Source organism: Saccharopolyspora antibiotica (assembly GCF_047200635.1).
Classification (GTDB): Bacteria; Actinomycetota; Actinomycetes; order Mycobacteriales; family Pseudonocardiaceae; genus Saccharopolyspora_C.
The window spans coordinates 67,161-93,371 of the sequence record NZ_JBJZOI010000009.1; the positions used below are offsets into that span (position 1 = coordinate 67,161).

The 26,211-nt window shown below is 72.7% G+C and carries 28 protein-coding genes and 1 tRNA gene; 22 read left to right on the forward strand and 7 right to left on the reverse strand.

Annotation, left to right across the window (positions count from 1 at the left end; all coding sequences use genetic code 11):
* The first annotated feature begins 22 nt into the window (after window positions 1-22).
* The 9 genes from era to ACL03H_RS09300 all read left to right on the forward strand — a co-directional run bounded on the left by era (window position 23) and on the right by ACL03H_RS09300 (window position 7,287).
* Entirely contained in the window at window positions 23-946 is a 924-nt protein-coding gene (era, locus tag ACL03H_RS09260) for a GTPase Era (protein ID WP_412810717.1), read from the forward strand.
* A gap of 180 nt (window positions 947-1,126) precedes the next feature.
* Entirely contained in the window at window positions 1,127-1,879 is a 753-nt protein-coding gene (locus ACL03H_RS09265) for an RDD family protein (RefSeq protein ID WP_412810718.1), read from the forward strand.
* Between the two features lie 49 nt (window positions 1,880-1,928).
* The gene (locus ACL03H_RS09270; RefSeq protein ID WP_412810719.1) at window positions 1,929-2,312 is read left to right on the forward strand and encodes a DUF2752 domain-containing protein; all 384 of its coding nucleotides are present in this window, start codon (window positions 1,929-1,931) and stop codon (window positions 2,310-2,312) included.
* Window positions 2,313-2,455: 143 nt separating this feature from the next.
* On the forward strand, window positions 2,456-3,268 hold the full coding sequence (recO, locus tag ACL03H_RS09275; protein ID WP_412810720.1) for a DNA repair protein RecO: 813 nt from the start codon (window positions 2,456-2,458) through the stop codon (window positions 3,266-3,268).
* 2 nt (window positions 3,269-3,270) lie between these two features.
* Window positions 3,271-3,870, forward strand: coding sequence for a GNAT family N-acetyltransferase (locus ACL03H_RS09280; protein ID WP_412810721.1), 600 nt, complete (start codon window positions 3,271-3,273; stop codon window positions 3,868-3,870).
* Between the two features lie 54 nt (window positions 3,871-3,924).
* Entirely contained in the window at window positions 3,925-4,773 is an 849-nt protein-coding gene (locus ACL03H_RS09285; protein ID WP_412810722.1) for an isoprenyl transferase, read from the forward strand.
* Window positions 4,770-5,204 carry a YbjN domain-containing protein gene (locus ACL03H_RS09290; protein ID WP_412810723.1) on the forward strand — a complete coding sequence of 145 codons (435 nt, stop codon included), beginning with the start codon at window positions 4,770-4,772 and terminating at the stop codon, window positions 5,202-5,204. The genes ACL03H_RS09285 and ACL03H_RS09290 overlap by 4 nt, the downstream gene beginning before the upstream one ends.
* A 284-nt stretch (window positions 5,205-5,488) precedes the next feature.
* The gene (locus ACL03H_RS09295) at window positions 5,489-6,505 is read left to right on the forward strand and encodes a permease (protein WP_412810724.1); all 1,017 of its coding nucleotides are present in this window, start codon (window positions 5,489-5,491) and stop codon (window positions 6,503-6,505) included.
* Entirely contained in the window at window positions 6,505-7,287 is a 783-nt protein-coding gene (locus ACL03H_RS09300) for a TIGR03943 family putative permease subunit (protein WP_412810725.1), read from the forward strand. The genes ACL03H_RS09295 and ACL03H_RS09300 overlap by 1 nt, the downstream gene beginning before the upstream one ends.
* Window positions 7,288-7,300: 13 nt before the next feature.
* Here the strand turns inward: ACL03H_RS09300 and ACL03H_RS09305 are convergent, their stop codons facing one another.
* Both ACL03H_RS09305 and ACL03H_RS09310 read right to left on the reverse strand, forming a co-directional pair.
* Window positions 7,301-7,723, reverse strand: a complete 423-nt coding sequence (locus ACL03H_RS09305; protein ID WP_412810726.1) for a Fur family transcriptional regulator — start codon at window positions 7,721-7,723, stop codon at window positions 7,301-7,303.
* Window positions 7,720-8,220, reverse strand: a complete 501-nt coding sequence (locus tag ACL03H_RS09310; protein WP_412810727.1) for an ArsR/SmtB family transcription factor — start codon at window positions 8,218-8,220, stop codon at window positions 7,720-7,722. Before ACL03H_RS09310 ends, ACL03H_RS09305 begins: the two co-directional genes overlap by 4 nt.
* A 528-nt stretch (window positions 8,221-8,748) precedes the next feature.
* Between ACL03H_RS09310 and ACL03H_RS09315 the strand changes: the two genes are divergently transcribed.
* From ACL03H_RS09315 to ACL03H_RS09340, 6 genes are all read left to right on the forward strand, one after another.
* Window positions 8,749-10,134, forward strand: coding sequence for a glycine--tRNA ligase (locus tag ACL03H_RS09315; protein WP_412810728.1), 1,386 nt, complete (start codon window positions 8,749-8,751; stop codon window positions 10,132-10,134).
* 23 nt (window positions 10,135-10,157) lie between these two features.
* Window positions 10,158-10,808 (forward strand): YdcF family protein, encoded by a 651-nt coding sequence (locus tag ACL03H_RS09320; RefSeq protein WP_412810729.1) that lies wholly within the window; start codon window positions 10,158-10,160, stop codon window positions 10,806-10,808.
* A gap of 104 nt (window positions 10,809-10,912) precedes the next feature.
* Entirely contained in the window at window positions 10,913-12,193 is a 1,281-nt protein-coding gene (locus ACL03H_RS09325) for a deoxyguanosinetriphosphate triphosphohydrolase (RefSeq protein ID WP_412810730.1), read from the forward strand.
* 151 nt (window positions 12,194-12,344) lie between these two features.
* Window positions 12,345-12,530 (forward strand): hypothetical protein, encoded by a 186-nt coding sequence (locus ACL03H_RS09330; protein WP_412810731.1) that lies wholly within the window; start codon window positions 12,345-12,347, stop codon window positions 12,528-12,530.
* A gap of 117 nt (window positions 12,531-12,647) precedes the next feature.
* Entirely contained in the window at window positions 12,648-13,745 is a 1,098-nt protein-coding gene (locus tag ACL03H_RS09335) for a serpin family protein (protein WP_412810732.1), read from the forward strand.
* Window positions 13,746-13,828: 83 nt separating this feature from the next.
* Entirely contained in the window at window positions 13,829-14,395 is a 567-nt protein-coding gene (locus tag ACL03H_RS09340; protein WP_412810733.1) for a carboxymuconolactone decarboxylase family protein, read from the forward strand.
* Here ACL03H_RS09340 and sigJ read toward each other — a convergent pair.
* Complete coding sequence (sigJ, locus tag ACL03H_RS09345; protein ID WP_412810734.1) at window positions 14,358-15,338, reverse strand: RNA polymerase sigma factor SigJ; 981 nt, start codon at window positions 15,336-15,338, stop codon at window positions 14,358-14,360. The genes ACL03H_RS09340 and sigJ overlap by 38 nt on opposite strands.
* A 65-nt stretch (window positions 15,339-15,403) precedes the next feature.
* Here sigJ and dnaG point away from each other — a divergent pair, with 65 nt between their 5' ends.
* The 4 genes from dnaG to ACL03H_RS09365 all read left to right on the forward strand — a co-directional run bounded on the left by dnaG (window position 15,404) and on the right by ACL03H_RS09365 (window position 18,799).
* The gene (gene dnaG, locus ACL03H_RS09350) at window positions 15,404-17,296 is read left to right on the forward strand and encodes a DNA primase (protein WP_412810735.1); all 1,893 of its coding nucleotides are present in this window, start codon (window positions 15,404-15,406) and stop codon (window positions 17,294-17,296) included.
* Window positions 17,296-17,820: a hypothetical protein gene (locus ACL03H_RS09355; protein WP_412810736.1), complete on the forward strand. Its 525-nt coding sequence runs from the start codon at window positions 17,296-17,298 to the stop codon at window positions 17,818-17,820. The genes dnaG and ACL03H_RS09355 overlap by 1 nt, the downstream gene beginning before the upstream one ends.
* 39 nt (window positions 17,821-17,859) lie before the next feature.
* Entirely contained in the window at window positions 17,860-18,612 is a 753-nt protein-coding gene (locus ACL03H_RS09360; RefSeq protein WP_412810737.1) for a trans-aconitate 2-methyltransferase, read from the forward strand.
* A 114-nt stretch (window positions 18,613-18,726) separates the two neighbouring features.
* A tRNA-Asn gene (locus ACL03H_RS09365) sits at window positions 18,727-18,799 on the forward strand.
* A 339-nt stretch (window positions 18,800-19,138) separates the two neighbouring features.
* Here ACL03H_RS09365 and ACL03H_RS09370 read toward each other — a convergent pair.
* Window positions 19,139-20,002 (reverse strand): CPBP family intramembrane glutamic endopeptidase, encoded by an 864-nt coding sequence (locus ACL03H_RS09370; RefSeq protein WP_412810738.1) that lies wholly within the window; start codon window positions 20,000-20,002, stop codon window positions 19,139-19,141.
* Between the two features lie 592 nt (window positions 20,003-20,594).
* A complete protein-coding gene (locus ACL03H_RS09375; RefSeq protein WP_412810739.1) occupies window positions 20,595-21,047 on the reverse strand; it encodes a MarR family winged helix-turn-helix transcriptional regulator in 453 nt (150 codons plus the stop codon).
* A 68-nt stretch (window positions 21,048-21,115) separates the two neighbouring features.
* Here ACL03H_RS09375 and ACL03H_RS09380 point away from each other — a divergent pair, with 68 nt between their 5' ends.
* Window positions 21,116-21,961: an NAD(P)-dependent oxidoreductase gene (locus tag ACL03H_RS09380; RefSeq protein ID WP_412810740.1), complete on the forward strand. Its 846-nt coding sequence runs from the start codon at window positions 21,116-21,118 to the stop codon at window positions 21,959-21,961.
* A gap of 95 nt (window positions 21,962-22,056) precedes the next feature.
* On the opposite strand, the gene ACL03H_RS09385 is transcribed toward ACL03H_RS09380, so the two are convergent.
* The gene (locus tag ACL03H_RS09385; protein ID WP_412810741.1) at window positions 22,057-22,560 is read right to left on the reverse strand and encodes a MarR family winged helix-turn-helix transcriptional regulator; all 504 of its coding nucleotides are present in this window, start codon (window positions 22,558-22,560) and stop codon (window positions 22,057-22,059) included.
* Window positions 22,561-22,736: 176 nt separating this feature from the next.
* Between ACL03H_RS09385 and ACL03H_RS09390 the strand changes: the two genes are divergently transcribed.
* Window positions 22,737-23,666 carry an NAD(P)/FAD-dependent oxidoreductase gene (locus ACL03H_RS09390; protein WP_412810742.1) on the forward strand — a complete coding sequence of 310 codons (930 nt, stop codon included), beginning with the start codon at window positions 22,737-22,739 and terminating at the stop codon, window positions 23,664-23,666.
* Between the two features lie 102 nt (window positions 23,667-23,768).
* Here the strand turns inward: ACL03H_RS09390 and argG are convergent, their stop codons facing one another.
* A complete protein-coding gene (argG, locus tag ACL03H_RS09395; RefSeq protein WP_412810743.1) occupies window positions 23,769-25,196 on the reverse strand; it encodes an argininosuccinate synthase in 1,428 nt (475 codons plus the stop codon).
* 200 nt (window positions 25,197-25,396) lie between these two features.
* Here argG and ACL03H_RS09400 point away from each other — a divergent pair, with 200 nt between their 5' ends.
* Window positions 25,397-26,200, forward strand: a complete 804-nt coding sequence (locus ACL03H_RS09400; protein ID WP_412810744.1) for an SAM-dependent methyltransferase — start codon at window positions 25,397-25,399, stop codon at window positions 26,198-26,200.
* Window positions 26,201-26,211: the final 11 nt, after the last annotated feature.

Here is a 26,211-nt window from a genome sequence, read left to right on the forward strand (position 1 = left end):
CTCCGGCGGCGACAATGGGGGAGTGAGCAGCACTCCAGACACCGGTTCCTCCGATGCGCACCGCTCCGGGTTCGCGTGCTTCGTCGGCCGTCCCAACGCGGGCAAGTCGACGCTGACGAACGCCCTGGTCGGCTCGAAGGTGGCGATCACCTCCAGCAAGCCGCAGACCACCCGGCACGCGATCCGCGGCATCGTGCACCGGCCGGACGCGCAGCTGATCATCGTGGACACGCCCGGTCTGCACCGTCCGCGCACGCTGCTCGGGCAGCGGCTCAACGACCTCGTCTACGAGACCTGGTCCGAGGTGGACGTCGTCGGCTTCTGCGTGCCCGCCGACCAGAAGGTCGGCCCCGGTGACCGGTTCATCGCCGAGCAGCTCGCCAAGGTCGCGCGCCGCACCCCGGTGCTGGGCATCATCACCAAGACGGACCTGGCGACGAAGCAGCAGGTCGCCGAGCAGCTGCTCGCGCTGCAGCAGGTGATGGAGTTCGCCGACCTGGTGCCGGTCTCCGCCGTGGACTCCTACCAGATGGACACCCTCGGCGACCTGCTCGTCGGGCACCTGCCGGAGGGGCCGCAGCTCTACCCGGACGGGGAGCTCACCGACGAGCCGGAGGAGACGCTGATCGCGGAGATGATCCGCGAGGCGGCGCTGGAGGGCGTGCGCGACGAGCTGCCGCACTCGCTGGCGGTGGCGATCGAGGAGATGAACGTGCGCGAGGACCGCGAGGACCTCGTCGACGTGCACGCGATCGTGTACGTGGAGCGGCAGAGCCAGAAGTCGATCGTGATCGGCCGCAAGGGCGAGCGGCTGCGCGAGGTGGGTTCGCAGGCGCGCCAGCACATCCAGCGGCTGCTCGGCAGCAAGATCTACCTCGACCTGCACGTCAAGGTCGCGAAGGACTGGCAGCGCGACCCCCGGCAGCTGCGCAAGCTGGGGTTCTGACGCCGCCGGACCCGCTGCCGCGGCGAGCGCGGACCCGTCGCCGCGGCCGTCCGCGATGTTGCTTTCGCAACCGGGATTCCAACGATTTGATCGAACGGCCACGGCGGGCAACCGCGCTCCGGTAATTTCCTGTTCGGCCTCGTCAGAGCGCTGCCCGTTTCATCGATCGAAGGACTCCCCGTGACCAACCCGTATGGCGGGCCGCCGTCCGGCCCGCAACCGCAACAGCCCTACGGGCAGCAGTCGTATCCGCAGACGGGTGGCCAGCCGCAGCAGCCCTACCCGCAGACGGGCGGCCAGCCGCAGCAGCCGTACGGTCAGCAGCCCTACGGCCAGCAGCCGTACCAGCAGCAGCCCTACGGGCAGCCGGGGTACGGGTACGGGCAGCCGGTGAACCCGGCGAACTACGCGCACTGGGGTCATCGGGTGCTCGGGTACCTGGTCGACGGCGCGATCATCGGCGTGCCTACGGCGATCATCATGCTGATCGTGGGCGGGATCGCCGGGGCGATGGCGCGCTCCGGCGAAGGCGCCCTCGTGTTCGTGAACGTGATCGCTCTGGTGCTCTACTTGGCCACTGTCGCGTTCGGCATCTGGAACCTGTGCTACCGGCGCGGGACGACCGGGCAGACCATCGGCCAGAAGGTCTTGAAGATCAAGACGGTGAGCGAGGAGACCGGCCAGCCGCTCGGGTTCGGCACGGCGTTCCTGCGTCAGCTGTGCCACGTCCTGGACGGTTTCGCCTGCTCGATCGGCTGGCTGTGGCCGTTGTGGGACGCGCGGCGGCAGACCTTCGCGGACAAGATCATCAGGTCCGTCGTGGTGCCCGCCCCGGAGCAGAGCGCGCCGGGCCAGCAGCCCGGTTATCCGAACCAGGGCGGCTACCCGCAGCAGCCCGGCTACCCGCAGCAGCAGCCGCCGCAGCAGTGGTGATCACCCGGTGAGCGGCGTGCTCCGAGCCGTCGCTTTCCCCTGGCGCCGGATGCCCCGGACGACCCGCCTCGCCGCGGGCGCCGGGGCGCTCGGCTTGGTGCTGAGCGCGGGCCTGCTCCCGCTGCCGTGCCCGATGTTGTTCCTGACCGGTCTGGACTGCCCGTTCTGCGGCGGCAGCCGGATGCTCGGCGCGCTGCTGCACGCCGACTTCGCCCGCGCGGCCGACTTGAACCTGTTCGCCCTCGTGGTCATCATGCCGCTCGCCGTTGCCTTCCTGATCGGATCGGCCCGGCAGGAACTCGGTCAGGTCGCCCATCCGCTGCCGGCCGGACGCCGCGGCTTGATCGCCGGGCGCGTCCTGGTGGGCGCCGTCATCACCTGGGGCGTGGTGCGCAACCTCCCGTTCCCGGGTTTCGAGTTCTTGCGCGCCTGAGCCGGTGTTCCGCCGGGGAATCCGCGCGGGCTCGGCCCGGGCGCGGCTCGTCGAGCTGCGACCCGGCGCGCCGCGACACCCGCGTTCGCGGCGAGGGGCTCACCCGGAGCAGTCGGGTAGCCCGGTAGTGGGACGATGGCGGCGTGAGCCTCTACCGGGATACCGGCGTCGTGCTGCGGGTCCACAAGCTGGGTGAGGCCGATCGGATCATCACCCTGCTCACCCGCCGCTTCGGCAAGGTGCGCGCCGTGGCCAAGGGCGTGCGGCGCACGAACTCCCGCTTCGGCGCCCGCGTCGAGCCCTTCTGCCACGTCGACGTGCAGCTGCACACCGGGCGCACCCTCGACGTGATCACCCAGGTGCAGACGCTGGACGCCTTCGGCGTGCACATCGTCGACGACTACCAGCGCTACACGGCGGGTTGCGCCGTGCTGGAGACCGTGGACCGGCTCGCCGCCGAGGAGGGCGAGCCCGTGCTGCGGCTCTACCTGCTGGTGACCGGGGCGCTGCGGGCGCTGTCCGGCCGGGATCGGGACCCCTCGCTGGTGCTCGACGCCTTCCTGCTGCGCGCCATGTCCTACGCGGGCTGGGCCCCCGCGCTCGCCGAGTGCGCCCGCTGCGGCGCCGCCGGGCCGCACGCCGCGTTCTCGGTGCAGGGCGGCGGCTCGATGTGCCCGGACTGCCGGCCCGCCGGGTCCGCCCGGCCCGCCGCGACGACGCTGCCGCTGCTCGAAGCGCTGCTGCACGGCGACTGGACCGCCGCCGAGAGCAGCGCCGAGCCGGTGCGGCGGGAGGGCAGCGGGCTCGTCGCCGCGCACCTGCAATGGCACCTGGAGCGGCAGCTGCGCTCGCTGCCGCTGGTGGAGCGCCAGGAGCACCGACCGGCCGTCCCCGAGCTCATCCGGGAGCGGGCGGCGGCCGCGGACGCCGGTGCGGCGGACGGGGCCACCGGTTGATCGTGCGCAGCTGGCGTCCCCGCGACGCCGCGGCGGTGCATCGGATCTGCGTGGCCACCGGTGACGGCGGTGAGCCCGTGCACCCCATCCTGCGCGACCCGGACCTGGTCGCCTACGTGTTCGCCGACCCCTACCTGCTGCTGCACCCGGAGCTCGCGTTCGTCGTCGAGGGGCGCGGCGCGGTGCTCGGCTACGTGGTCGCCGCCCTGAACACCGAGGAGTTCTTCGCCCGCTGGCAGCTCGAATGGGCGCCGCGCTTCGCCGCCAGCCACCCGTCGGCCCGCGTGGTGGACGGGCGCGACGCGGACAGCCAGCTGCGCGCCTTCCTGCACCGGCCGCGCCTCATGCTGCCCGCCGACCAGGACGGCTTCCCCTCGCACCTGCACATCAACCTGGTCGCGGAGGCGCGCGGGCAGGGGATGGGCAGGCGGCTGCTGCACGCGGTGTTCGAGCAGCTGGCCCGGGCGGGGTCGCCGGGGGTGCAGCTCGGCGTCAACCCGGCCAACACCCGCGCGCAGGCGCTCTACCAGCGAACGGGCATGGTCCGGCTGCCCTCGGACACCCGGGTCGAGGTCCGCTACGGGACACCACTGAACGGGTGACACGACGGTCCGGGAGAATGGACGACCGGCCGCAGAACAAAGGAGAAGGCACACATGCTGCGACGCCGCGGACGCGGAAGCGACGACCCCACCGTGCAGGCCCCCGCCCCGCACCCCTCCGGGGCCACCCCGCCGAAGCTGCCGCAGGAACTGGTCCCCCGGCACGTTGCCATCGTGATGGACGGCAACGGGCGCTGGGCCAACGAGCGCGGCCTGCCCCGGGTCGAGGGCCACAAGCGGGGCGAGCAGGTGGTGCTGGAGCTGGCCAGGGGCGCGATCGAGATCGGCGTGAAGTGGCTGTCGCTGTACGCCTTCTCCACCGAGAACTGGAAGCGCAGCCCGGACGAGGTCAAGTTCCTCATGGGCTTCAACCGCGACGTCATCGCCCGCCGCGTCGACGAGCTCGACGAGCTCGGGGTGCGGGTGCGCTGGGCGGGCCGCAAGCCGCGGCTGTGGCGCAGCGTCGTGAACACGCTCCAGGCCGCGGAGGAGCGCACCCGCGGCAACGAAGTCATGAACTTGACCATGTGCGTGAACTATGGTGGCCGGGCCGAGGTGGGTGACGCCGCGCGCGAGATCGCCCGGTTGGCCGCCGCAGGCAAGATCAATCCAGAGAAGGTGGACGAGCGGACCGTGTCCCGGCACCTCTACCAATCGGAGATGCCCGACGTCGACCTGTTCATCCGGCCGTCCGGGGAGCAGCGCACCTCCAACTTCCTGCTCTGGCAGTCCGCATACGCCGAGTTGGTGTTCCAAGACACCCTGTTCCCCGACGTGGACCGTCGCCACCTCTGGCGCGCGTGCGAGCAGTACGCACGACGCGACCGGCGCTTCGGCGGCGCCGTCGACCGTGCCGCGCAGGACGAGAGCACCACCGACACCGCCCAGGAGGGCATCTCATGACCCAGGAGGCCGCCACTACCGCGGAGCTGTTGACCGCGGCGAAGGAAGCGCTGGAGACCTACCACGAGGTGAGCGTCGACGACGACGGAGCCCTGACGCTGCAGCACGGCGACGTGCCGTGCGCCGTGCAGGCGATGCAGCTCGCCGAGGGCCTCACGGTGCTCAGCCTGACCTGCGTCGTCGCGTGGGACCTGCCGTTGGACGACAAGCTCGCGCAGTCCGCGGCGGAGCGGGCGGGCCAGGGCCTGTTCGGCACGCTCGGCGTGGTGCGCACCGAGCGCGGCATGGACGTGACCCTGCGCTACGCCTTCCCCGCCGAGGGCATGGACCCGCAGCCGCTGGGCACCCTGCTCATGCTGGTGGTCTCCACGGCCTCGCAGCTGCGGGCGGAACTGCTCGACGGCGTCGAGGAGGACGCACCGGTCGACTGAGGTCGCCGCCGCGAGGAGCCCCACCCGGGTCGCCGGGCGGGGCTCCTCGCGCGTCGGGGGTTGCCGTCCGACGCGCGTCGGCGTGTCGGCGCGGATGAGCGCGGACTCACCGGATACGGGTGTCCTCCGGCGATCGCGGGTGAATCCGCGGCACGCGATGCGCGGCACGTGCGCGGCCCGTTGGCCGGTCCGGGTGTCAATGTGCCCGGCCGGGTGAACCGGAGACGTGGGAAGGCGGGGACAGCTGCGAACGATTGTCAGTAGCGGCTGGCACGATGTGCGCCATGACCACGACCCTCCGCCGTTCGGGCCGTGATCCGGTGCGGCGTCGCCGGGTCACCTCGCTGGAAGTGCTGTGCGCGCTGCTGCTGGCCGCCCTGCTGTTCCAGGCGCCGATCAGCGCGCTGCTCGACGCGCCGGGCCTGCGCACCGGCTCCACCGTGTTCGTCGCGGTGTGCGTCCAGGCGTTGCCCTTCCTGGTGCTCGGCGTGCTGATCAGCGGCGCCATCGCCGCGTTCGTGTCGCCGAGCGCGCTGCGCCGGGTGCTGCCCGGGGCTCCCGGCGCCGCGGTGCCGGTCGCCGGTCTGGCGGGGCTGGCGCTGCCGGGCTGCGAGTGCGCCTCGGTGCCCGTCGCCCGGCGGCTGATGGGGCAGGGCGTCCCGCAGGCCGCGGCGCTCACCTTCCTGCTCGCGGCCCCGGCGGTGAACCCGATCGTGCTGGTCTCCACCGCGGTCGCGTTCCCCGGGGATCCGATGATGGTGCTCGCCCGGTTCGCCGGCTCGCTGCTGACCGCGTGCGCGACCGGCTGGGTCTGGCTGCGGATCGGGAAGGCGAGCTGGATCGCTGAGCACGCCCTGCGGCGGGTCGAGCGGCGCCCGGACCCCGGCGCGGGCCGCTGGGCGCTGTTCGCCGAGACCGCCCGGCACGACCTGGTCGAGGCGGGCGGGTTCCTGGTGCTGGGCGGGCTCACCTCGGCGGTGTTCACCGTCCTCCTCCCGGCGGAGTGGATGAGCTCGCTCGGCGGCCAGCTGGTGCTCGGCGTGCTGGTGATGGCGCTGCTGGCCGTGGTGCTCGCGCTGTGCAGCGAGGCGGACGCGTTCGTCGCCGCCTCGATCTCGGGGTTGCCGCTGCTGCCGAAGCTGGTTTTCCTGGTCGTGGGCCCGGCCGTGGACCTCAAGCTCATCGCGCTCCAGGCGGGGACGTTCGGGCGCTCCTTCGCGCTGCGGTTCGCGCCGCTGGTGTTCGTGCTCGCGCTCGCCAGCTCGCTGCTGGTGGGCCTCGTCCTGCTGGGAGGCGCGTGATGCGCGGGGAAACGCAGAACCTGCTGCTGGTGCTGCTCGGTGGAGCGCTGCTCAAGCTCGCGCTCACCGGCACCTACCTGCGCTACGTCAAGCCCGGGCTGTTCCCGTGGTTGGTGGGTGCGGGAGCGGTGGTGGTGGCGCTCGGCGCGGTGGCGATCGTGCGCGACGTGCTGGAGGCCCGGGCGCGGGCGCGCGCGGCGGTCGACCCGTTCGCCCCACCCGTCCCGGAGCGATCCGGTCCGGGACAGGAGGGGACGGAGCACGAGCACCGGTCCCGCAGCCCGTGGCTGCTGCTGCTGCCGGTGTTTGCGGTCTTCCTGGTGGCACCGCCCGCGCTCGGCGCCGACTCGATCGGCCGGGGCCAGCACGCCGCGGCACCGGAGCGGCCCGGCGCGGAGTTCTTCGACGCGCTGCCGCCGGGACCCGCGCCGCGGCTGACCGTCTCGGAGTTCATCACCCGCGTGGTCTGGGACGGCAGCGGTGCGCTGGAGCGGCGCGCCGTCCGGCTGCAGGGCTTCGTGGTGCACCCGGACGACGATCCCGGGCGCAGCCAGCTGGCCAGGCTGCGGATCAGCTGCTGCGCGGCGGACGCCGCCCCGGTGCTGATCGACCTCGCCGGGGCCCCGGCGGAGGCGCTGACCGAGGTCGAACCCGACACCTGGATCGAGGTGACCGGAACGCTGCGACCGGGCACGGCCACCGAGGCGAACGGGCACGTGCCGACCTTCGACCTGACCGAGGTGCACGAGATCCCGGCCCCGGAGGACCCGTATGAGTACTGATCGGGACGCGGGCTCAGCCCGCGGCGGCGCAATCCGGGCAGACGCCGATGATCTCCACCGTGTGCCCCACGTTGGAGAAGCCGTGCTCGCTGGCGATCCGCTCCGCCCACTGTTCGACCGGCGGATCGGTGACCTCGACGGTCCGCCCGCAGTGGCGGCACACCAGGTGGTGGTGGTGCTCGGCGGAGCAGCGCCGGTAGACGGCCTCGCCGGAGTCGGTGCGCAGCACGTCGATCTCGCCCGCGTCGGCCAGGGTCTGCAGGGTCCGGTAGACGGTGGTCAGGCCGATGCCCTCGCCGCGCCGACGCAGCTGCTCGTGCAGGTCCTGCGCGGACCGGAAGTCGTCGATCTCGCTGAGCAGGCGGGACACCGCCGCCCGCTGCTTCGTGGCCCGCAGCCCTGGCACGCCGGCCGCGGAACGCTCACCGGTGGTCACGCTGTTTCCGTCCCCTCTGCAGTGTCTCGGGCGAACCGCGCGCCCTGGCGCCGGCGCGAGCCGGAGAGCTCCTCCGCGTGCGCGGCGGCGTCGACGACGATGTGCGCGAGATGTTCGTCGACGAGCCGGTACACGACCTCCCGCCCGTGCCGCTCCCCGTGCACGACCCCCGCCGACTTGAGCACCCGCAGGTGCTGGCTGATCAACGGCTGGGTCACGCCGAGCGCGTCCACGAGCTCGTGCACGCACCGCTCGGCGCTGCGCAGCTGGAGCACGATCGCGATGCGCACCGGGGCGGCCAGCGCCCGCAGCAGCTCGCCGGCCTCGGCCAGGGTCTGGTGGTCGTACACCGGCACCAGCCTGGGCGCCCCTCGCTCCGGCGAGTGCACGTGCTCCTCGGCGCGGTCCGGGTTGCCGTGCCCGGCCTCGGCCGCCGCGGTCCCGACCGGTTCGGTACCGGCCGAACCGGCGCGCGGATCGGGGCTGACGGCGGGCATGGCGTCCTTTCCGGCGGGCCTGGCGGTGTTCCCGGCTGATCCGGGTGCACCGGCCGCCCGGGGAGCGGCGGATTCTGTCCGACGTCCATCCTACGGGGCGAGCGAAACGCGCAGGCACCTCGCGGGGGTGGCCCGGTGCGCCGGGACGATCGTTCCGGCGCGGGTGCGCGTCCACCGCCGGCCCGGCCCGGTGGCGCGGGCGAGATGGGTGGGGCCACCGGGGCGGCAGGTCGCATCGGTACGCTGGGAAACCCCAGGACGCATCGCGTGCGGTGGCAGGGCCCGCACGACGTCGGAGATCGTCGAACAGCCGGGCTCCGACGCCGGGAAGGCCTCCCGTCCCGGGGCAACGTCGCCGACGGCGACCCCCGGGAGCACCGCCCGGCCGAACAGCAGCACCGGGAGCGGGCGCGGCAGAGCGCGTCGCGTCCCGGCCGCCGACAACTACCGTCGAGCCCCGACCCGCGTGGTCGACCCTCGGCCCGAAGCAGATCGTCGAGTCCCTCGACCTGAGATTCCGGAGTGACCGTGCCCGCCGATCAGATCGACACGATCGTCAACCTTTGCAAGCGCCGTGGCTTCGTCTTCCCGTCCGGGGAGATCTACGGCGGTACGAAGTCGGCGTGGGACTACGGGCCGCTCGGCGTGGAGCTCAAGGACAACATCAAGCGCCAGTGGTGGAAGTCGATGGTGCAGGGGCGCGACGACGTCGTGGGCCTGGACTCCTCCGTGATCCTGCCGCGCGACGTGTGGGTCGCTTCCGGCCACGTCGGTGCCTTCCACGACCCGCTGGTCGAGTGCACCTCCTGCCACCACCGCTTCCGCGGTGACCACCTGGTCGAGGAGTTCGCCGAGCGCACCGGGAAGGAGATCGCCGAAGGCGACCTCTCTCAGGTCCCCTGCCCGAACTGCGGCAACCGCGGCCAGTTCACCGAGCCGCGCGAGTTCAACATGATGCTCAAGACCTTCCTCGGTCCGGTCGAGAGCGACGAGGGGATGCACTACCTGCGCCCGGAGACGGCGCAGGGCATCTTCGTGAACTTCGCGAACGTCATGACCACCGCGCGCAAGAAGCCGCCGTTCGGCATCGGCCAGATCGGCAAGTCCTTCCGCAACGAGATCACGCCCGGCAACTTCGTGTTCCGGACCCGCGAGTTCGAGCAGATGGAGATGGAGTTCTTCGTCGAGCCGGGCGAGGACGAGCAGTGGCACCAGTACTGGATCGACGCCCGCACCGAGTGGTACACCGGCCTGGGCATCGACCGGGACAACCTGCGGCTCTACGAGCACCCCAAGGACAAGCTCTCGCACTACTCGAAGCGCACCGTCGACATCGAGTACCGCTTCCGCTTCGCGGGCAACGAGTGGGGTGAGCTGGAGGGCGTCGCCAACCGCACCGACTTCGACCTCACCACGCACTCCAACCACTCGGGCGTGGACCTGTCGTACTTCGACCAGGCCAGCAACTCCCGCTACCGGCCCTACGTGATCGAGCCGGCCGCGGGCGTGGGCCGTCCGATGATGGCGTTCCTGGTCGACGCCTACCACGAGGACGAGGCCCCGAACGCCAAGGGCGGCGTGGACAAGCGCACCGTGCTGAAGCTGGACCGCAGGCTGGCGCCGGTGAAGGCCGCGGTCCTGCCGCTGTCCCGCAACGCCGAGCTGTCCCCGAAGGCCCGCGACCTGGCCGCGCAGCTGCGCCGGAACTGGAACATCGAGTTCGACGACGCGGGCGCGATCGGCCGCCGCTACCGCAGGCACGACGAGATCGGCACCCCGTTCTGCGTGACGGTGGACTTCGACTCGCTGTCCGACCACGCGGTCACCGTCCGGGAGCGGGACACGATGTCCCAGGAGCGGGTCGCGATGGACAAGCTGGAGGAGTACCTCGCCGTCCGCCTGATCGGTTGCTGAGCGGCCGGTCCGGAGCAGAGCCCATGTCTGAGCCCGCCCCCCGACGCGCGAGCCCCGGCCGAGTGCTGCGCCGCGCCGCGCTCGGCTCCGTGCTGATGCTGCTGCTCCTGCTCGGCGGCACCGGGTTCCGGGTGTGGCAGGTGGCGCGCAGCGACGACCGGCGTCCGGTGGACATGATCGTGGTGCTGGGCGCCGCCCAGTACCACGGCAAGCCCACCCCGGTGCTGCGCGCCCGCCTCGAGCAGGCCCTGGAGCTCTACGAGCAGGGCCTCACCGAGCACGTCGTCACCGTCGGCGGCAGCCAGGAGGGCGACAAGTACACCGAGGCGGAGACGGGCCGGATCTGGCTGGCCGACCACGGGGTGCCGGAATCCAGGATCACCGACGTGGAGACCGGTGCGGACACCCTCGGGAGCATGAGGGCAGTGGCGAAGCTGGCGGATCAGCGCGGCTGGAACTCCACGCTGATCGTCAGCGACCCCTGGCACTCGTTGCGGGCGCGGACGATGGCCTCCGACTTCGGCCTGGACGCCTGGGCCTCGCCGACCCGGTCGGGGCCGATCGTGCAGACGCGGTCGACCCAGTTCCACTACATCTTTCGCGAGACCGGCGGCCTGCTGTACTACCGGCTCACCCACGCTCCGGCCGAGGTCGTGGGCAACGGCCTCGGCTGACCGCCGGACCGGCCCACCGCGAGCCCCGGGCGGACAGCGAGCGGTTCGCCGCCAGCTCGCGCTTTCTCGCTGGGCCTCCCGGGGCCGGGCCGTAGGCTGGCGCGGTGAACGCCTCATCGCCCGGGTACGGCGAGCACGATCTGGCCCGGTTGCTCCCCGAACCTCCGAAGGCCGCCGCGCTGCCCGGCGCGCACGAGGAAGCCCGCTCCCCGTTCGCCCGGGACCGGGCGCGGGTGCTGCACTCCGCCGCGCTGCGCAGGCTCGCGGGCAAGACGCAGGTCATGGGGCCGGAGGAGGGTGACGTCCCGCGCACCCGGCTCACGCACTCGCTCGAAGTGGCCCAGATCGGACGCGGCATCGCGGCCACCCTCGGTGCCGATCCCGATCTGGTGGACACCGCCGGGCTCGCCCACGACATCGGGCACCCGCCGTTCGGGCACAACGGCGAGCAGGCCCTGCACGCGCTCGCGGAGCCCTGCGGGGGGTTCGAGGGCAACGCGCAGACGCTGCGGATCCTCACCCGGCTGGAGCCGAAGCTGCCGGGTGAGCCGGGCGCGGGCAGCGGGCTCAACCTCACCCGAGCCTGCCTGGACGCGGCGACGAAGTACCCGTGGCCCCGACGCCCGGGTCAGGTGAAGTTCGGCGTCTACGCCGATGACCTGCCGGTGTTCGACTGGATGCGCCGGGAGGCGGTGGGCGACCGCCGCTGCCTGGAGGCGCAGATCATGGACTGGGCCGACGACGTGGCCTACTCGGTGCACGACGTGGAGGACGGGGTGCACTCGGGTCGCATCTCGCTGCGCGAGCTCGTCCGGCGGGAGGAGCGCTCGGAGATCGTGCGGCTGGCCGCGAAGCACTTCTGGGCCGACGGCGACGCGGGCGAGCTGGACGCGGCCGCCGGGGAGCTCGCGCTGCTGCCCGCGGTGGCGGCGGCCGCGGACTACGACGGCACCCTCGGTGCCCAGGTCGCGTTGAAGCGCCTGACCAGCGAGCTGGTCGGCCGGTTCACCTCGGCGGCGGTGACGGGCACCGCCGAGGCGCACGGTCCCGGCCCGTTGACCCGCTACGCGGCGGACGTGGTCATCCCCCGCCAGGTCGCGGCGGAGGTCGCGGTGCTGAAGGCGGTGGCGGTGCACTTCGTGCTCAGCGATCCCCGGCGGCTGCGGATGCAGGAGCGGCAGCGGGAGCTGCTGGCGGAGCTGGTCGCGGAGCTGCTGCGCCGCGCACCCGAGTCGCTCGACCCCGCGCTGCGACCGGAGTGGTCGGTGGCGGCCGACGACGCCGGGCGGCTGCGGGTGGTGTTGGACCAGGTGGCTTCCCTGACCGATGCGCAGGCCGTGGCTTGGCATGCACGCCATGTACGCAGAGACACCAGAACGGTGTGAAATACATCCGTTCAGGGGGTGCGCCTCCGAAGTGTCCGGCATAGTGTTCACCCAGCGTGTCAGGCGTTCGGGATCCCCGACCCGAACGGCCGGCTACTGCGCGTGCGGCGCGAATCCCCCGACCCCGTCCCCGTGCCGCAAGGAGACCCCGATGCCGAACCGGCACTACATCCAGAAGCTCGTCGTCGAAGGCGAGCCGTACGTCAACAGCGACAACCTCGCCGACTGGGTGACCGACCTGCGCTGGCGCGATCCCGAGGCCCGCCGCGCCGCGGAGTACATCGCCCAGGAATTGCGGCTGATGGGGTTGTCCGACATCGAGGAATCCCTGCGCTGATCGTGCCCGGCCCCGGGATCCACCGGGTCGAGGCGGAGCCACGAGATCGGCAGGAGTGGCAGACTCGGCGGCAGTCCTGAGTGAGCAGCCGACGCGCCGAACGGAGTCCACCCGGCCGTGACCGAGCACCTCGATTTCAGCCTGGCCCTGCACCACCAACTCGCCCCGGAGTCCCGGCGGTCGTTCGCCTGGTCGCCCTACTCGGTCGCCAGCGCGCTCGGCCTGGCCGGGGAGGCCGCGGGCGGCGACACCCGCGCTGAACTCCTCGACGTCCTGGGGGCCGCCGATCCTGCCGCCGCGCGCGCCGCGCTGTCCCCGGCGGCGGAGCTGCCCGCCGGGGGCTCCGCCGAGGCGCCGGTCCTGGCGGTGGCGAACACCCTGTGGGCGCACGAGGAACTCCCGCTGCACGAGGAGTTCCTGCGCGAACTCGCCCGGTGGCCCGGTGCCGCCGCCCGCACCGCGCCGTTCCGCACCGACCCGGACGGCGCCCGCAGGTTGATCAACGCCGACGTCGCGGAGACCACCCGGCAACTGATCCCGGAGCTGCTGGAACCCGGCACCGTCGACCCCGAGACGGTCGCGGCCCTGGTCAACGCGCTCTACCTCAAGGTCTCCTGGCGCGAGGCATTCGACCGGCATCGCACCGCGGACCTCGCGTTCCACGCCCCGGCGGGGGAGCGCGCCGTCCCGACGATGACCGCGACCCGCCGCACCGGCTACGCGGCCGCCGAGGGCTGGCAGGCGGTGGTGCTGCCCGCCGCGGGCGGCGCGGAGGCCGTGGTGCTGCTGCCCGACGCGGACCTGGCCACCGCCGAACCCCAGCTGGGCGCGGCGGAGCTCACCGGTCTGCTGGCGCGGATCGATGATCAGCGCGTGGAGCTGTTCCTGCCCCGCTTCGAGGTCACCTCGGACGCCGAGCTCACCGCCTCCCTCGGCGCGCTCGGCGTGCGCCGGCTGTTCACCCCGGCCGCCGACTTCAGCCCGCTCACCGACGCCGCGTTGAAGATCTCCACGATCGTGCACCAAGCGGTGCTGCGGGTCGACGAATCGGGTTTGGAGGGCGCGGCGGCCACGGCGGCGATGATGCGGCTCACCGCCATCGTCCGGGAGCCGGATCCGATCACCGTCCGGGTGGACCGGCCGTTCCTCTTCCTGGTGCGCCACCGCGAGTCCGGGGCGGTGTACTTCCTGGCCCGCGTGGTCGATCCCTCCTGACCCGCGGTCCGTCACGTTCCGGCCCGCCGTCCCGTCCCGGTGTCGAGTCCCGCACCGGGCGGGGCCGGAACGGAGGAGTGATCATGCCGCGCATCGATCGCGTGCCCGCCGCGCGGGCGGGACTGCTGGCCAGGCTCTGCTACCGGTTCTCCCGCCGCCGCTACGGCGCGGTGCTGGACCCGGTGGCGGTGACCGCGCACCACCCGAAGCTGCTGCTGGCGGCCGGGCTCGGCGAGCTCGCCGTGCAGCGGGCGGCCCGGGTGCTGCCCGCGAGCGTCCGCGAGCTGGCCGTGTACCGCACCGCCACCCGCATCGGCTGCTCGTGGTGCGTGGACTTCGGCACGATGCTGCAGCGCGACGAGGGCCTGGACGTCGAGCGGCTCCGGGAGATCGAGGACCACCGCACCTCGCCGAAGTTCACCGAGCTGGACCGGCTGGTGATCGAGTACGCCGACGCGATGACCGATCTGCCCGTCCGGGTGACCGACGAGCAGGTCGCCGAGCTCGACCGCAGGCTCGGCCACCGAGGTCTGGTCGAGCTGACCCACATGATCGCGGTGGAGAACCAGCGGACCCGGTTCAACCACGCGCTCGGGCTCACCGCGCAGGGCTTCACCTCGGGGGAGGCCTGCCGGGCCCCGACGCCCTGATCGTGCTGGAGCGGGCCGCCGCCGCGCGGCCCGCTCCTCCGCCGAGGCCGAGCCGCGCCAGCTTGTCCGGGTCGACCAGGTCCTGCACCTCCGCGATCCGGTCGCCGTCCACCGTGAACGCCAGCAGCCGGGGGAACGAGGTGCGTCCGGTGGGGTCCTCCGGATCGCCGGGCAGGAACACGGCCGGATCCCCGTGCGCCAGCACCGGGAGCGCGCCCCGCAACGAACCCGTGCCGTACTTGGCCGCGAGCCCCGCCACGAACCGGGCGATCTTGTCCGCGCCGACGACGGGCCGCCGCGCCGTGGCCGCCTTCCCGCCGCCGTCGCCGTAGAACGCCGCGTCCGGGTGCAGCAGCCGGGTCAGCGCGGGCACGTCTCCCGCGACGACCGCGGCGAGGAATCCCTCCACCACCTCCCGCTGCCGGAGCGGTGGAACCGGCTCCGGGGTCCGGTCCGCGAGCGCCCTGCGGGCCCGGGAGGCGTGCTGTCGGGCGGCCGCCGTCGTGCCGCCGAGCAACTCGGCGATCTCCGCGAACGGCACCTGGAACCCGTCGTGCAGCACGAACGCGAACCGCTGCTCGGCGGGCAGTTCGTGCAGCACCCGCAGTGCCGCGGTGCGCAGCTCGTCGCGTCCCACGACGACGTCCAGGGGATCCCGCGCGTCGATCGCCGTGATCACGGGCTCCGGCAGCCACGGCCCGGCGTGCTGCTCCCGGCGGCGCGCGGCCGAGCGCACCTTGTCCAGGCAGAGCCGCCCGACGACGGTGCTCAGCCAGGCCCCGAGGTCGCGGATCTCGGCCTCCTCGCCCGCCAGCCGCAGCCAGGCCTCCTGCACCGCGTCCTCGGCGTCGGCACCGCTGCCGGTGAGCCGGTGGGCGAGCGCGGTGAGCCGCGCCCGGTGGGTGTCGAACTCGGCGGCGCGCGCCGGACCGGCGTTGGTCATGCACCGATTGTGCGGGCTCCGGGGACACCCGTCGGTGTGCCGTGCGCGACGCCTAGACTGGCGCCGTGGCTGGGAGGATCCGCGATAGCGACGTCGCCGAAGTTCGTGATCGCATCCGGATCGACGAGATCGTCGGTGAGTACGTCGCGCTGCGCAACGCCGGTGGCGGCGCGATGAAGGGCCTGTGCCCGTTCCACGACGAGAAGACCCCGTCGTTCAACGTGCGGCCGAGCCACGGCACCTTCCACTGCTTCGGCTGCGGCGAGGGCGGCGACGTCATCTCGTTCCTGATGAAGTCCGAGCACCTCGGCTTCGTCGAGTCGGTGGAGCGGCTGGCCGATCGGGCCGGGATCCAGCTGACCTACGAGGGCGGCGTTCCGGGGGAGAAGCGCGATCGCGGCACCCGGGCGCGGATGGTGGAGGCGCACCGCCTCGCCGCCGAGTTCTACGCCGAGCAGCTGCGCTCCCCGGAGGCGCTCGCCGCCCGGGAGTACCTGGCCGAGCGCGGCTTCGACGAGGCCGCTGCCACCCGGTTCGGTTGCGGATTCGCCCCGGCCGGTTGGGACAAGCTGACGAAGCACCTGCTGGGCAAGGGCTTCGCGCTCGACGAGCTCTACAAGTGCGGCCTGTCCAAGGAGGGCAGGCGCGGCCCGCTGGACCGCTTCCACCGCAGGCTGCTGTGGCCGCTGAAGGACCTGGCGGGCGACGTGGTCGGGTTCGGCGCCCGCCGCCTGTTCGACGACGACCCGATCGAGGCGAAGTACGTCAACACCTCCGCCACGCCGATCTTCAACAAGTCCCAGGTGCTGTTCGGCATCGACCTCGCCAAGCGGGAGATCGCGAAGCGGCACCAGGCGGTCGTCGTCGAGGGCTACACCGACGTGATGGCGATGCACCTGGCCGGCGTGCCCACGGCGATCGCTTCCTGCGGCACGGCCTTCGGCGACGAGCACATCTCGGTGCTGCGGCGCCTGATGATGGACGACGACGCCTTCCGCGGTGAGGTGATCTTCACCTTCGACGGCGACGAGGCCGGGCAGAAGGCGGCGCTGAAGGCCTTCGACGGGGAGCAGCAGTTCGCCACCCAGACCCACGTGGCGATCACCCCGGACGGGATGGACCCGTGCGAGCTGCGCCAGGCCAGCGGGGACACCGCGGTGCGGGACTTGGTGGCGCGGCGCAAGCCGCTGTTCGAGTTCGCGATCCGCAGCCTGCTCACCGAGCACGACCTGGACTCGGTGGACGGCCGGGTGGACGCGTTGCAGCGCACGGTGCCGCTGGTGGCCCAGATCAAGGACCTGGAGCGCCGGGACGGCTACGCCGTGCAGCTGGCCGGGTGGGTCGGCTGGAACGACGAGGCGCAGGTGGTGCGTCGGGTGCGCGAGTCCGCGGGCGCCCCGGTGAAGCAGCAGCGCCGGCGGGCGCCGCGCAACCCGGGGCAGGAGTCGCTGGGCGTGGACGTGGAGCTGCCGCGGCGGCCGCGCCGGGACGACCCGCGCTGGTGCCAGCGGGAGACGCTGAAGCTGGCGCTGCAGATGCCCGCGCTGGCCGGGCCGGTCTACGACTCGCTCCCGCTGGAGGCCTTCACCGAGCCCGCGTACGCGCGGTTGCACCAGGCGATCGTGGCGGCGGGCGGCACGATGTCCGGCCAGTCCGGGGCGGGCCTGGTGGACGCGGTGTCCCGGGAGTGCCCGGACGAGGTGACGCGGCGGCTGCTCACGCTGCTGGCGGTGGAGTCCTCCGACACCAACTCCGAGCAGGACCAGCGCTACGTGGCCGGGGTGATCGCCCGACTGCAGGAGATCATGGTCGGCCGCGAGATCGCGGAGATCAAGTCGCGGGTGCAGCGGACCTCGCCCACGGAGAACCCCGAGGAGTACAACTCGCTGTTCGGCGACATGCTCGCGCTGGAGCAGTACCGCCAGTCGTTGCTGCACCAGGCCACGGGGGCGCTGTGATGTCCTGGCTGCGCCGCTTCGCCGCCCGGCTGTCCGGCACGGCCGAGCTGCCCGCGGACTTCGCGGGCGCGCTCACCGCCGACGAGCAGGTGCTCGCCGCGGCGCGGTGCTCCGACGGCCCGCTGGTGGCCACCGATCTGGGCCTGTGGCTGCCGGGCGGTCGGCGCCTGGGCTGGCACCTGATCAGCAAGGCGACCTGGAACGACGGCGTGCTCGTCGTGGTCGAGGCCGCGGAGTCGGTCGCGGCCGGGGAGGCGGTGCTGCTGCGGGACCTGCCGCCGAGCCGCTTCCCGGTCACCGAGCCGGGCCGGTTGCCCGAGGTGGTGCACGCCCGCGTGACCGGCTCGATCCGCGGCACCGAGCACCGCGAGCTCGCGGTCGGCGGCGCGCGCTTCGTGCGGCGCAAGGTGCCCGGCCGCGACGGCCTGGTGCTGCAGGTGCGACCCGATCCGGGGACCGACGAGGCCGCGCTGGTCCCGGTGGCCGAAGAGGTCGCGCGGCGCTTGCGGCGCCCGGCGCCCTGACGCTGGACACCCTCGCAGTACGGTCGTACTGTTCCGCCCGTGTGGGATCCGCAGCAGTACCTGAGCTTCGGCGAGTACCGCGGCCGCCCCGCCCGAGACCTGCTGGCGCACGTCCCGCGTCGGCCCGCGCGCCGCGTGGTGGACCTGGGCTGCGGCGCGGGCACCCTGACCGGGCTGCTCACCGGGCGCTGGCCGGAGGCGGCGGTCGAGGCCGTGGACTCCTCGCCGGAGATGGTCGCGGCCGCCCGCGCGAACGGCGTCGACGCGCGCCTGCTGGACCTGCGCGACTGGTCGCCGCGCCCGGACACCGGCGTGGTGCTGTGCAACGCGGTCCTGCACTGGCTGCCCGAGCACGTGGACCTGCTGCGGGCGTGGCTGCCCGCGCTGCCGGCGGGGGCGACCTTCGCCTTCCAGGTGCCCGGCAACTTCGACGCCCCCTCGCACCGCGAGGTCCGCGCCCTGCTGCGCGAGACCGGCCGCGAGGTCGAGGGCGTGCCCGGTGCGGACGCGGTGCGCGATCCCGCGGAGTACGCCGAGGTCGTCGCGGAACTCGGGCTGGCGGCGGACGCCTGGGAGACCACCTACGCGCACCGCCTCAGCGGGCCCGACCCGGTGCTGGAGTGGATCGCGGGAACGGCCCTGCGCCCGGTGCGCGACGCCCTGCCGGACCGGGAGTGGGCGGCCTTCCGGTCCGAGCTCGCCGCCCGGTTGCGCGCGGCGTACCCGCCACGTCCCGACGGCACCACCTGGTTCCCCTTCCGGCGGATCTTCGTGCTCGCCCACCGGGTCTGATCGACTCGCCTTGACCTGCGACGTCGTCCGGAGGAGGGGGGTGTGAGCGACTCCGTTCGGATGCGCTAGAGTGGTACCCGTCGGCGAGGAAGAGAGCCGACGACAACACAACATTCCTCCATAGCTCAATTGGCAGAGCATTCGGCTGTTAACCGAAGGGTTACTGGTTCGAGTCCAGTTGGAGGAGCACGACAGCGAGGAACCCCAGGTCTGCGACCTGGGGTTCCTCGCGTTGGGGCGGCAACCAGCACGCGAGGTCGAGGAACCTGGTGCGCCACGGAGCATCAGCGGAGCCGGCGTTGTTCGCCAGTCCCCCGAGGGCGCCCGCCGGGCGGTGGTCGGTCTCCTTGCGCGGAACGTGGTGACGCGCGCGTCGCCGATCCGGTCGGCTACGTCGCCGGGCCCGCTTTCGGGTCGCGCGAGCGGGCTGGGAGAACTCGTGATTCGTCGAGGGTGTTCCGGGTGTGCCGACGGCGTTCGAGAACGTCGCCAGTGCGGCCGATGCGATGGCTCCCCGTCGGGCGGTTCATGGCAGGGGCCTCGACTTCCGAGCGGCCTGGTGCGGCACTCGCGCTCGTCTCCTGCGCTCGATGGCCCACACCGTGAGAGTCACCGCCACGTTCATGACCATGAGGATGATCAGGGCAGCTCCCGGTCCGGAGCCGGCGGCGCGGTCGACGACCGTGACGTCGTCTCCCGCGAACAAGGCGTTGACGATGCCCACCAGCACGTTGTTCGACACGTGGAACGCCATCGCCGCCTCGATGCCACCGGTGATGAGCCCCATGCTCGCGGTGCACGCGGAGAAGACGAACATGTAACCGATGAACCAGGGATCCAGGGTGACGTGGATCGCCGCGAAAATGATCCACGACGTCACGACACCTGCGGCGATCGAGTAGCGCGTCCCTCGGAGCCACGAGCCGGCCGCCGGAACGACCGCGCCGCGGAACGCGACTTCCTCACCCGCGGACTGCAGCGGCGTGAAGAGAAGTGTGGCGACGATGACGCTCGCGGAGCTCGCGTTCAGCCCGAATTCTCCCCACCCGGTTGATTCCGGTGCGATGAGCGCTGAGGCGAGGGTGCTGAGGCCGACGAGGCACGCTGAGGCGCCGAGGTACGCGCCGAGACGACGTCGATCGAAGCGGCGGTTGTGGCGGAACACCGCCCGCCAGGGCACCTTCGCCATGCGCGTCACCATTGCCGTCGTGATCACGGCCGTGAGGGCGGTGCTCACCCCCGTTGCTGCGATGGTGAGCGGTGTGAGCGCTGGCTTGTCCGGGTCTGCCGGACCCTCGATGGCCACGACGGCTTGGAACACGACGAACTGCGTGACGAGAAGAATGAGGGGGGCGGCGAGCACTGCGACCAGCGCCTTCCAGCGGGCCATGCGGAAGTGGACGCCGAAGGGTCGCTCGGGTGAAGTTCCTGGAAGTGCGGGGCCTGTGATGTCGGGGTCTCCGGGTGTGCGAGTGCGCCGCCAGGTGCGGTCGCGGTTCATCGGTGAGGTCCTGCTGCGCGCGGTCGAGGGCACGATGTTGCCGTGCTCGATTCCATGAGTTCCCCAGGTGATTGATCCGACGGCGGATTCGGGATTATCGCTGTTCGAATATAACGTAGCACAGTGTGCTAAAATGTGGCGTGGGCCGGGCGGACCTTCGGCAGGAAATACGAGGTCGAAGAGTCTCGCTGCGGCAGCGGTGGTGCTCGGCGGGCACCACCGCTCTCGTGCCGACTTCGAAGCGCGCGCCCGTGGAGCCGGCTGCGCTGAGGTGTCGCGCGAGGGTGTCGACCCCCGCTTCCCGGGGGCGACGTTCTTGATCATCTCGCGGCCGCCGAGGCGGTGCCCGTGCGGCGCGGAGGGCGCCGAGCAGGCGCGAGGTCTCGCCGGGTTCCTCGGGGTCGGCCGAGATGCGCGCCGACGAGGCGAGCGGCGAGGTCGCCGTCGCGGCGGCGCTGAAGGCACGGCGCTGCCGCCGGGCTCACCCGCCGAACAAGCTCCGGGCCGCCTCGGTCGCGCTGTCGTCGAAGTGGCGCAGGAAGTGGGCGCGAACCGCGGCGGCGTGCGGGGGCACGGCGGATTCGTAGGCGCGGCGCCCCGGATCGGTGAGCGCGATCGCCATGAGCCGGCCGCGCTCGCCCGGGGTGCGGTCGACCAGCTCGCGCTGCCGCATCCGGGCCAGCTGGTGCGAGAGCCGGGTCGCGGTCCAGCCGGTGAGCTCCCCGAGTTCCTTCTGGCTCATCCGGTGCCCGTCGGCCTCGTGCAGCCGGGCCAGGACCTGGAAGTCGGAGCCGGAGAGCCCGGTCGCCGCGAACAGTTCGCGCTCGACGGCGGAGATCACGTCCCCGCTGAAGCGCAGGAAATCCCGCCACAGGCGCTGCTCCGGAGGGGACAGCATCGGGCCCGGATCGGCACCGCTCGGTTCGCCGCTCATGGAGGAGTAGCATCGTCCGCGATGAGTTGATATGTCAAGTTGACGTGTCAGGAGGCGGGATGGAAACGGTGGCGGTTCTCGGAACCGGCGATGCGGGTTTCGCGATGGCGCAGCGGCTGCGCGAGCGCGGATTCGGCGTGCGCGCGTGGAACAGGACCCCGGAGCGGGCCGCGCCTCTGGCCGACGAGGGCGTGCAGGTGCTCCCGACCCCGGCGGAGGCGGTGCGCTCGGCAGACCTCGTGCTGGTGGTGGTGTTCGACGTGCGGGCCGTGCTGGACGTGCTGGAGCGGATCACCCCGGCGCTCGAACCGGGAGCGGTGGTGCTGCAGAGCGCGACCGTGGGGGCGGAGATCACCGAGGTGGTGACCGCGGCGACGCGGCTCGGGGTCGCGGTCGTGGACGCGCCGTTCCTCGGCAACCCGGGGCCCGCGCGGCGCGGAGAGCTCACGTACCTGGTCGCGGGCGAGCCCGGGCACAAGGACGTGGCGCGCCCGATGCTGGACGCGCTGGCCTCGAACGTGGTGGACGTGGCCGATCGCCCCGGCGGGGCGAGCCTGCTCAAGCTCACCTGCAACACGTGGCTGTTCGGGTTGAACGCGGTCGCGGCGCAGGCGAGCGTGCTGGCCGAGTCCTTCGGGCTCGATCCCGCGCTGTTCCTGCGGGCGGTCAGCGGGAGCAACGCCGACAGCACCTACCTGCACTACCGCGCCGAGCAGCTCACGGGCAGGAGCGAGGAGGTGCTCAGCCCCGTCCGGGCCGCGCTCAAGGACCTCGGCCACATCCGCTCCGCCGCGTCTCGCGCCGCCGTTCCGGACCAGCTGCTCGCGGTGCTGCACGGGATCTACGCCGGGGCGTCCGAGGCGGGGCTGGCCGACCGGGACCTGGCCGCGGTCCGCGAGGTCCTGGCCCCCTGAACCCGTTCGCGTCGCGGGCCCGGCTCCGTCGCGACCCGGCCGAGGAGCCCGTCCGGTGACGCCTCCGGTGCGGAGCCTGCCGGGGCGCGCGGGGCTCAGGCCGGGTGCTGCCCGTGCACCTCCGCCTCCAGCGCGTCGGCGAGGCGGGTCAGCGCGCTGAGCACGGCGTCCCGCTCGGAGCCGAGCCCGGCCAGCAGCTTCGCGTGCGCGTCGAGCTCGCGCGGGAACAGGTCGTCGATGGCCTCCTCCGCCTCCGGGGTGATGCTGATGAGGGTGGACCGGCGGTCCGCCGGCTTGGACGACCGGGTGATGAAGCCCCGCTTCTCCAGCTTGGTCAAGGTCTTGCTGATCCCTGCCCGCGACATCCCGAGCTGGGCGGCCAGGTGCGCGGCCGTGATGGGTTCGTCGAGGTGGCGGAGCGGAATGATCAGCCTGGCCTCCGCCTGGGTGAGCGCGGCGTTGTCGTAGAGGTGCTCCGCGGCCTGGTCGAGCACCGCGGAGATGCGGTTGACCAGCGCCACCACCGTCATGGGCGAGGTGTCCAGGCCGGGAGTCCGCTCGGACCACAGTTCCTGGGCACGAGCCTGCAAGGAGGACAAGGGCGATCCTTCGTTAACCGGCGAACTACTTGTTACAGTACCTGCGCCGAGCGTAGCGCCCGAGTGGCCGTCGCGTTTCGGGGCCGTCCTCGGCGGATCGTCGGGGTGCGCTCCCGTCTCGCGCCTGCCCCGTGCTCGCCCGGCGATCGAAGGCGATCGAACTAGTGGAGCTCAGCGTGCTGGACGAGGATGTCGTGATCATCGGTGGTGGCGCCGCCGGGCTCACCGCCGCGACGGTGCTGGGGCGCTCGCGCAGGCAGGTGGTGCTGATCGATTCCGCGGAGCCGCGGAACGCGCGCTCCCGGCACCTGCACGGCTTCCCCTCCCGGGACGGGGCGGACCCCGCCGAACTGACCGCGGCCGGGCGGGCGGAGGTCCGCTCCTGCGGCGGCCGGATCCGGGCAGGCCGGGTCGTCCGGCTGACCCGGTTCCGGGAAGGCGGATTCGCGATCGATCTCGACGACGGCGCGGAGCTGACCGCGCGGGCGGTCCTGGTGGCGACCGGGCTGCGGGACGAGCTGCCGGAGGTGGCCGGGCTGCGCGAGCGGTGGGGCAGGGACGTGCTGCACTGCCCGTACTGCCACGGGTTCGAGGTGCGCGACACCCCGCTCGCCGTGCTGGGCGGGGACAACCGGCCGTTCACCCTGCACCAGGCGCAACTGCTGCGGCAGTGGTCCGACGACGTGGTCTTCTTCCCGAACCGGATCGAGCTGACCGAGGAGGAACGCCACCGGCTCGTCGCGCGCGGGGTGCGGATCGTCGACGGCGACGTCGCTCGCGTCCGCGCCGAGGACGACGCCGTGTCCGGGGTGGAACTCGCCGACGGCGAAGTGGTGGCGCGGCGGACCGTCTTCGTCGGCCCGCGCTTCCTCCCGCGGGACGAGCTGCTGACCTCGCTCGGGTGCGCGGTGGGCGACGACGGCTGGGTGCGGATCGACCCGTCCGGGATGACCAGCGTTCCCGGCGCGTGGGCGGCGGGCAACGTCGTGGACAGCACCGCTCAACTGGTCAACGCCGCCGGGGCGGGCTCGAAGGCCGCGATCGCGATCAACCACCACCTGCTCGCCGCCGACGTCGAGCGCGCGGTGGCGGAGTTCGACGGCTGAGCCGCTCCCAGGCGCAGCGCCGACGGGTGCGCCCGTCCACCGGGACGAGCAGGGGCCGGTGCGGCACTCCGCCGCACCGGCCCCCGCCGACGAGCAGGTTCCTCAGTCGGTGCCGAGCTCGATGGCGGCGTGGTCGAGCGCCTCGCCCTCCACGCCCGCGTCCTCGCCCGCGGCGCGGGAGGCGATGGCGGACGCCCCGCCCGGGGACAGCTCGCCCACGAGCCCGCCCCACGCGGTCAGCGCGCCGTGTCCACCGCTCTCGTAGAGCTCCAGCTTGCCGCGCGAGTCGGCGATGTCGAGGTTGCGCATGGACAGCTGGCCGATGCGGTCGTTGGGCACGAAGGCCTGGTTCGCGCTGCGCTCCATGGACAGCTTGTCCGGGTGGTAGCTCAGGTTCGGCCCCTGGGTGTCCAGGATCGTGTGGTCCCAGCCCCGGCGCAGCCGCACCGTGACGCTGCCGGTGATCGGGTAGCCGACCCAGCGCTGCAGGGACTCCCGCAGCATCAGGCCCTGCGGGTCGAACCAGCGACCCTCGTAGAGCAGCCTGCCGAGGCGGCGGCCCTCGACCTGGTACATCGCCACGGTGTCCTCGTTGTGCACCGCGTTGAGCAGCCGCTCGTAGGTGAGGTGCAGCAGCGCCATGCCGGGCGCCTCGTACACGCCGCGGCTCTTGGCCTCGATGATGCGGTTCTCGATCTGGTCGGACATGCCGAGGCCGTGCCTGCCGCCGATGGCGTTGGCCTCCTGCACGAGGTCCACGTCCGTGTCGAACGACTTCCCGTTGATCCGCACCGGGCGGCCGTGCTGGAACTCGACGGTGACGTCCTCGGCCGGGACGTCCACGGCGGAGTCCCAGAACCGCACGCCCATGATCGGATTGACGATCTCCAGCGGGGTGTCGAGGTATTCGAGCTTCTTCGCCTCGTGGGTGGCGCCCCAGATGTTCGCGTCCGTGGAGTAGGCCTTCTCGGCCGAGTCGCGGTAGGGCAGGTCCCGCTCGACCAGCCAGGCCGACATCTCGTCGCGGCCGCCGAGCTCGTCGACGAAGGCCTCGTCCAGCCACGGCTTGTAGATCCGCAGGTCCGGGTTGGCCAGCAGGCCGTAGCGGTAGAACCGCTCGATGTCGTTGCCCTTGTAGGTGGAGCCGTCGCCCCAGATCGAGACGTCGTCCTCGCGCATCGCGCGCACCAGCAGCGTGCCCACCACCGCGCGGCCCAGCGGCGTGGTGTTGAAGTACGCCTGCCCGCCGGAGCGGATGTGGAAGGCGCCGCAGGCCAGCGCGGCGAAGCCCTCCTCGACCAGTGCCGCGCGGCAGTCGATCAGCCGGGCGCGCTCGGCCCCGTAGACGTGACCGCGCTCCGGCACGTCGGACAGGTCCGGCTCGTCGTACTGGCCGATGTCGGCGGTGTAGGTGTACGGCAGCGCACCGCGCTCGCGCATCCAGGCCACCGCGACCGAGGTGTCCAGCCCGCCGGAGAAGGCGATGCCAACGCGCTCGCCCACTGGAAGATTATTCAGGACCTTCGACATTTATTCATCGTAACAGGCGTCCGTCGCGACCTCGAAGGGCTGGGACCAGTCGACTTGAACCGGCCGCGTGGCGCAACAGCGGTGGTGATCGTCTGGTGCGCTTGCTCCGTATAACTATTCACGCTCGGAGCAAGCCCGAGCGCTGCCGGATCCGCCGTCTAGCCTGGTGCGCGCGGCGCGGGATCGGCGATCATGAACAGGTGGAATCGTTCGACAGCTACCGCGGTGCGCCCGGCTCGGAGCCGGACGTGCCGAGCGCGGCGCGGATCTACGACTACGACCTCGGCGGTGACCACCACTTCGCGGTGGACCGGGAGGCGGCTGAGCGGATCCACCGGGCGCTCGGCTCCGGCCCGCAGGTCGCGCGGGACAACCGGGCCTTCCTGCGCCGGGCGGTGCGGTTCGGCCTGGACTGCGGGATCGACCAGTTCCTCGACCTCGGTTCCGGCATCCCGATCGCGGCCAACGTGCACGAGATCGCCCACGAGCGGAACCCGGACGCGCGGGTCGCCTACGTCGACAACGACCCGCTCGCGGTCGCCCGGACCCGGCAGCTGCTGACGACGTGGGGGCTCGGGGACCGCGTCTCGATCGTCGACGCGGACGTCCGCGACCCCGACGTCGTGCTGGCCGCGCCCGCCGTCCGGGACCTGGACCTGGGCAGGCCGACGGCGCTGCTCATGATGGCGGTGCTGCACCACGTCGGCCCCGAGCACGACCTCGCCGCCCTCGTCGGCCGCTACACCCGGCAGCTCGCGCCGGGCAGCGTCGTCGCGCTCAGCCACGCCGCCGCCGAGCCCGGGGAGTCCGCCAGCGCCGGGGCGCTGGCAGGCGCCGCCGCTCCCGCTGTCCTCCGCACCCGCGCGGAGATCATCGCGCTGGTCGCCTCGCTCGGCCTGGACCTGGTCGAGCCGGGAGTGGTGCAGGCGGCGGACTGGCGTCCCGACCAGGAGGTCGAGGACCCGTCCCGCTCCCGCTGCTGGGCCGCCGTCGCCGTGGTGTGACCGCCACCGGC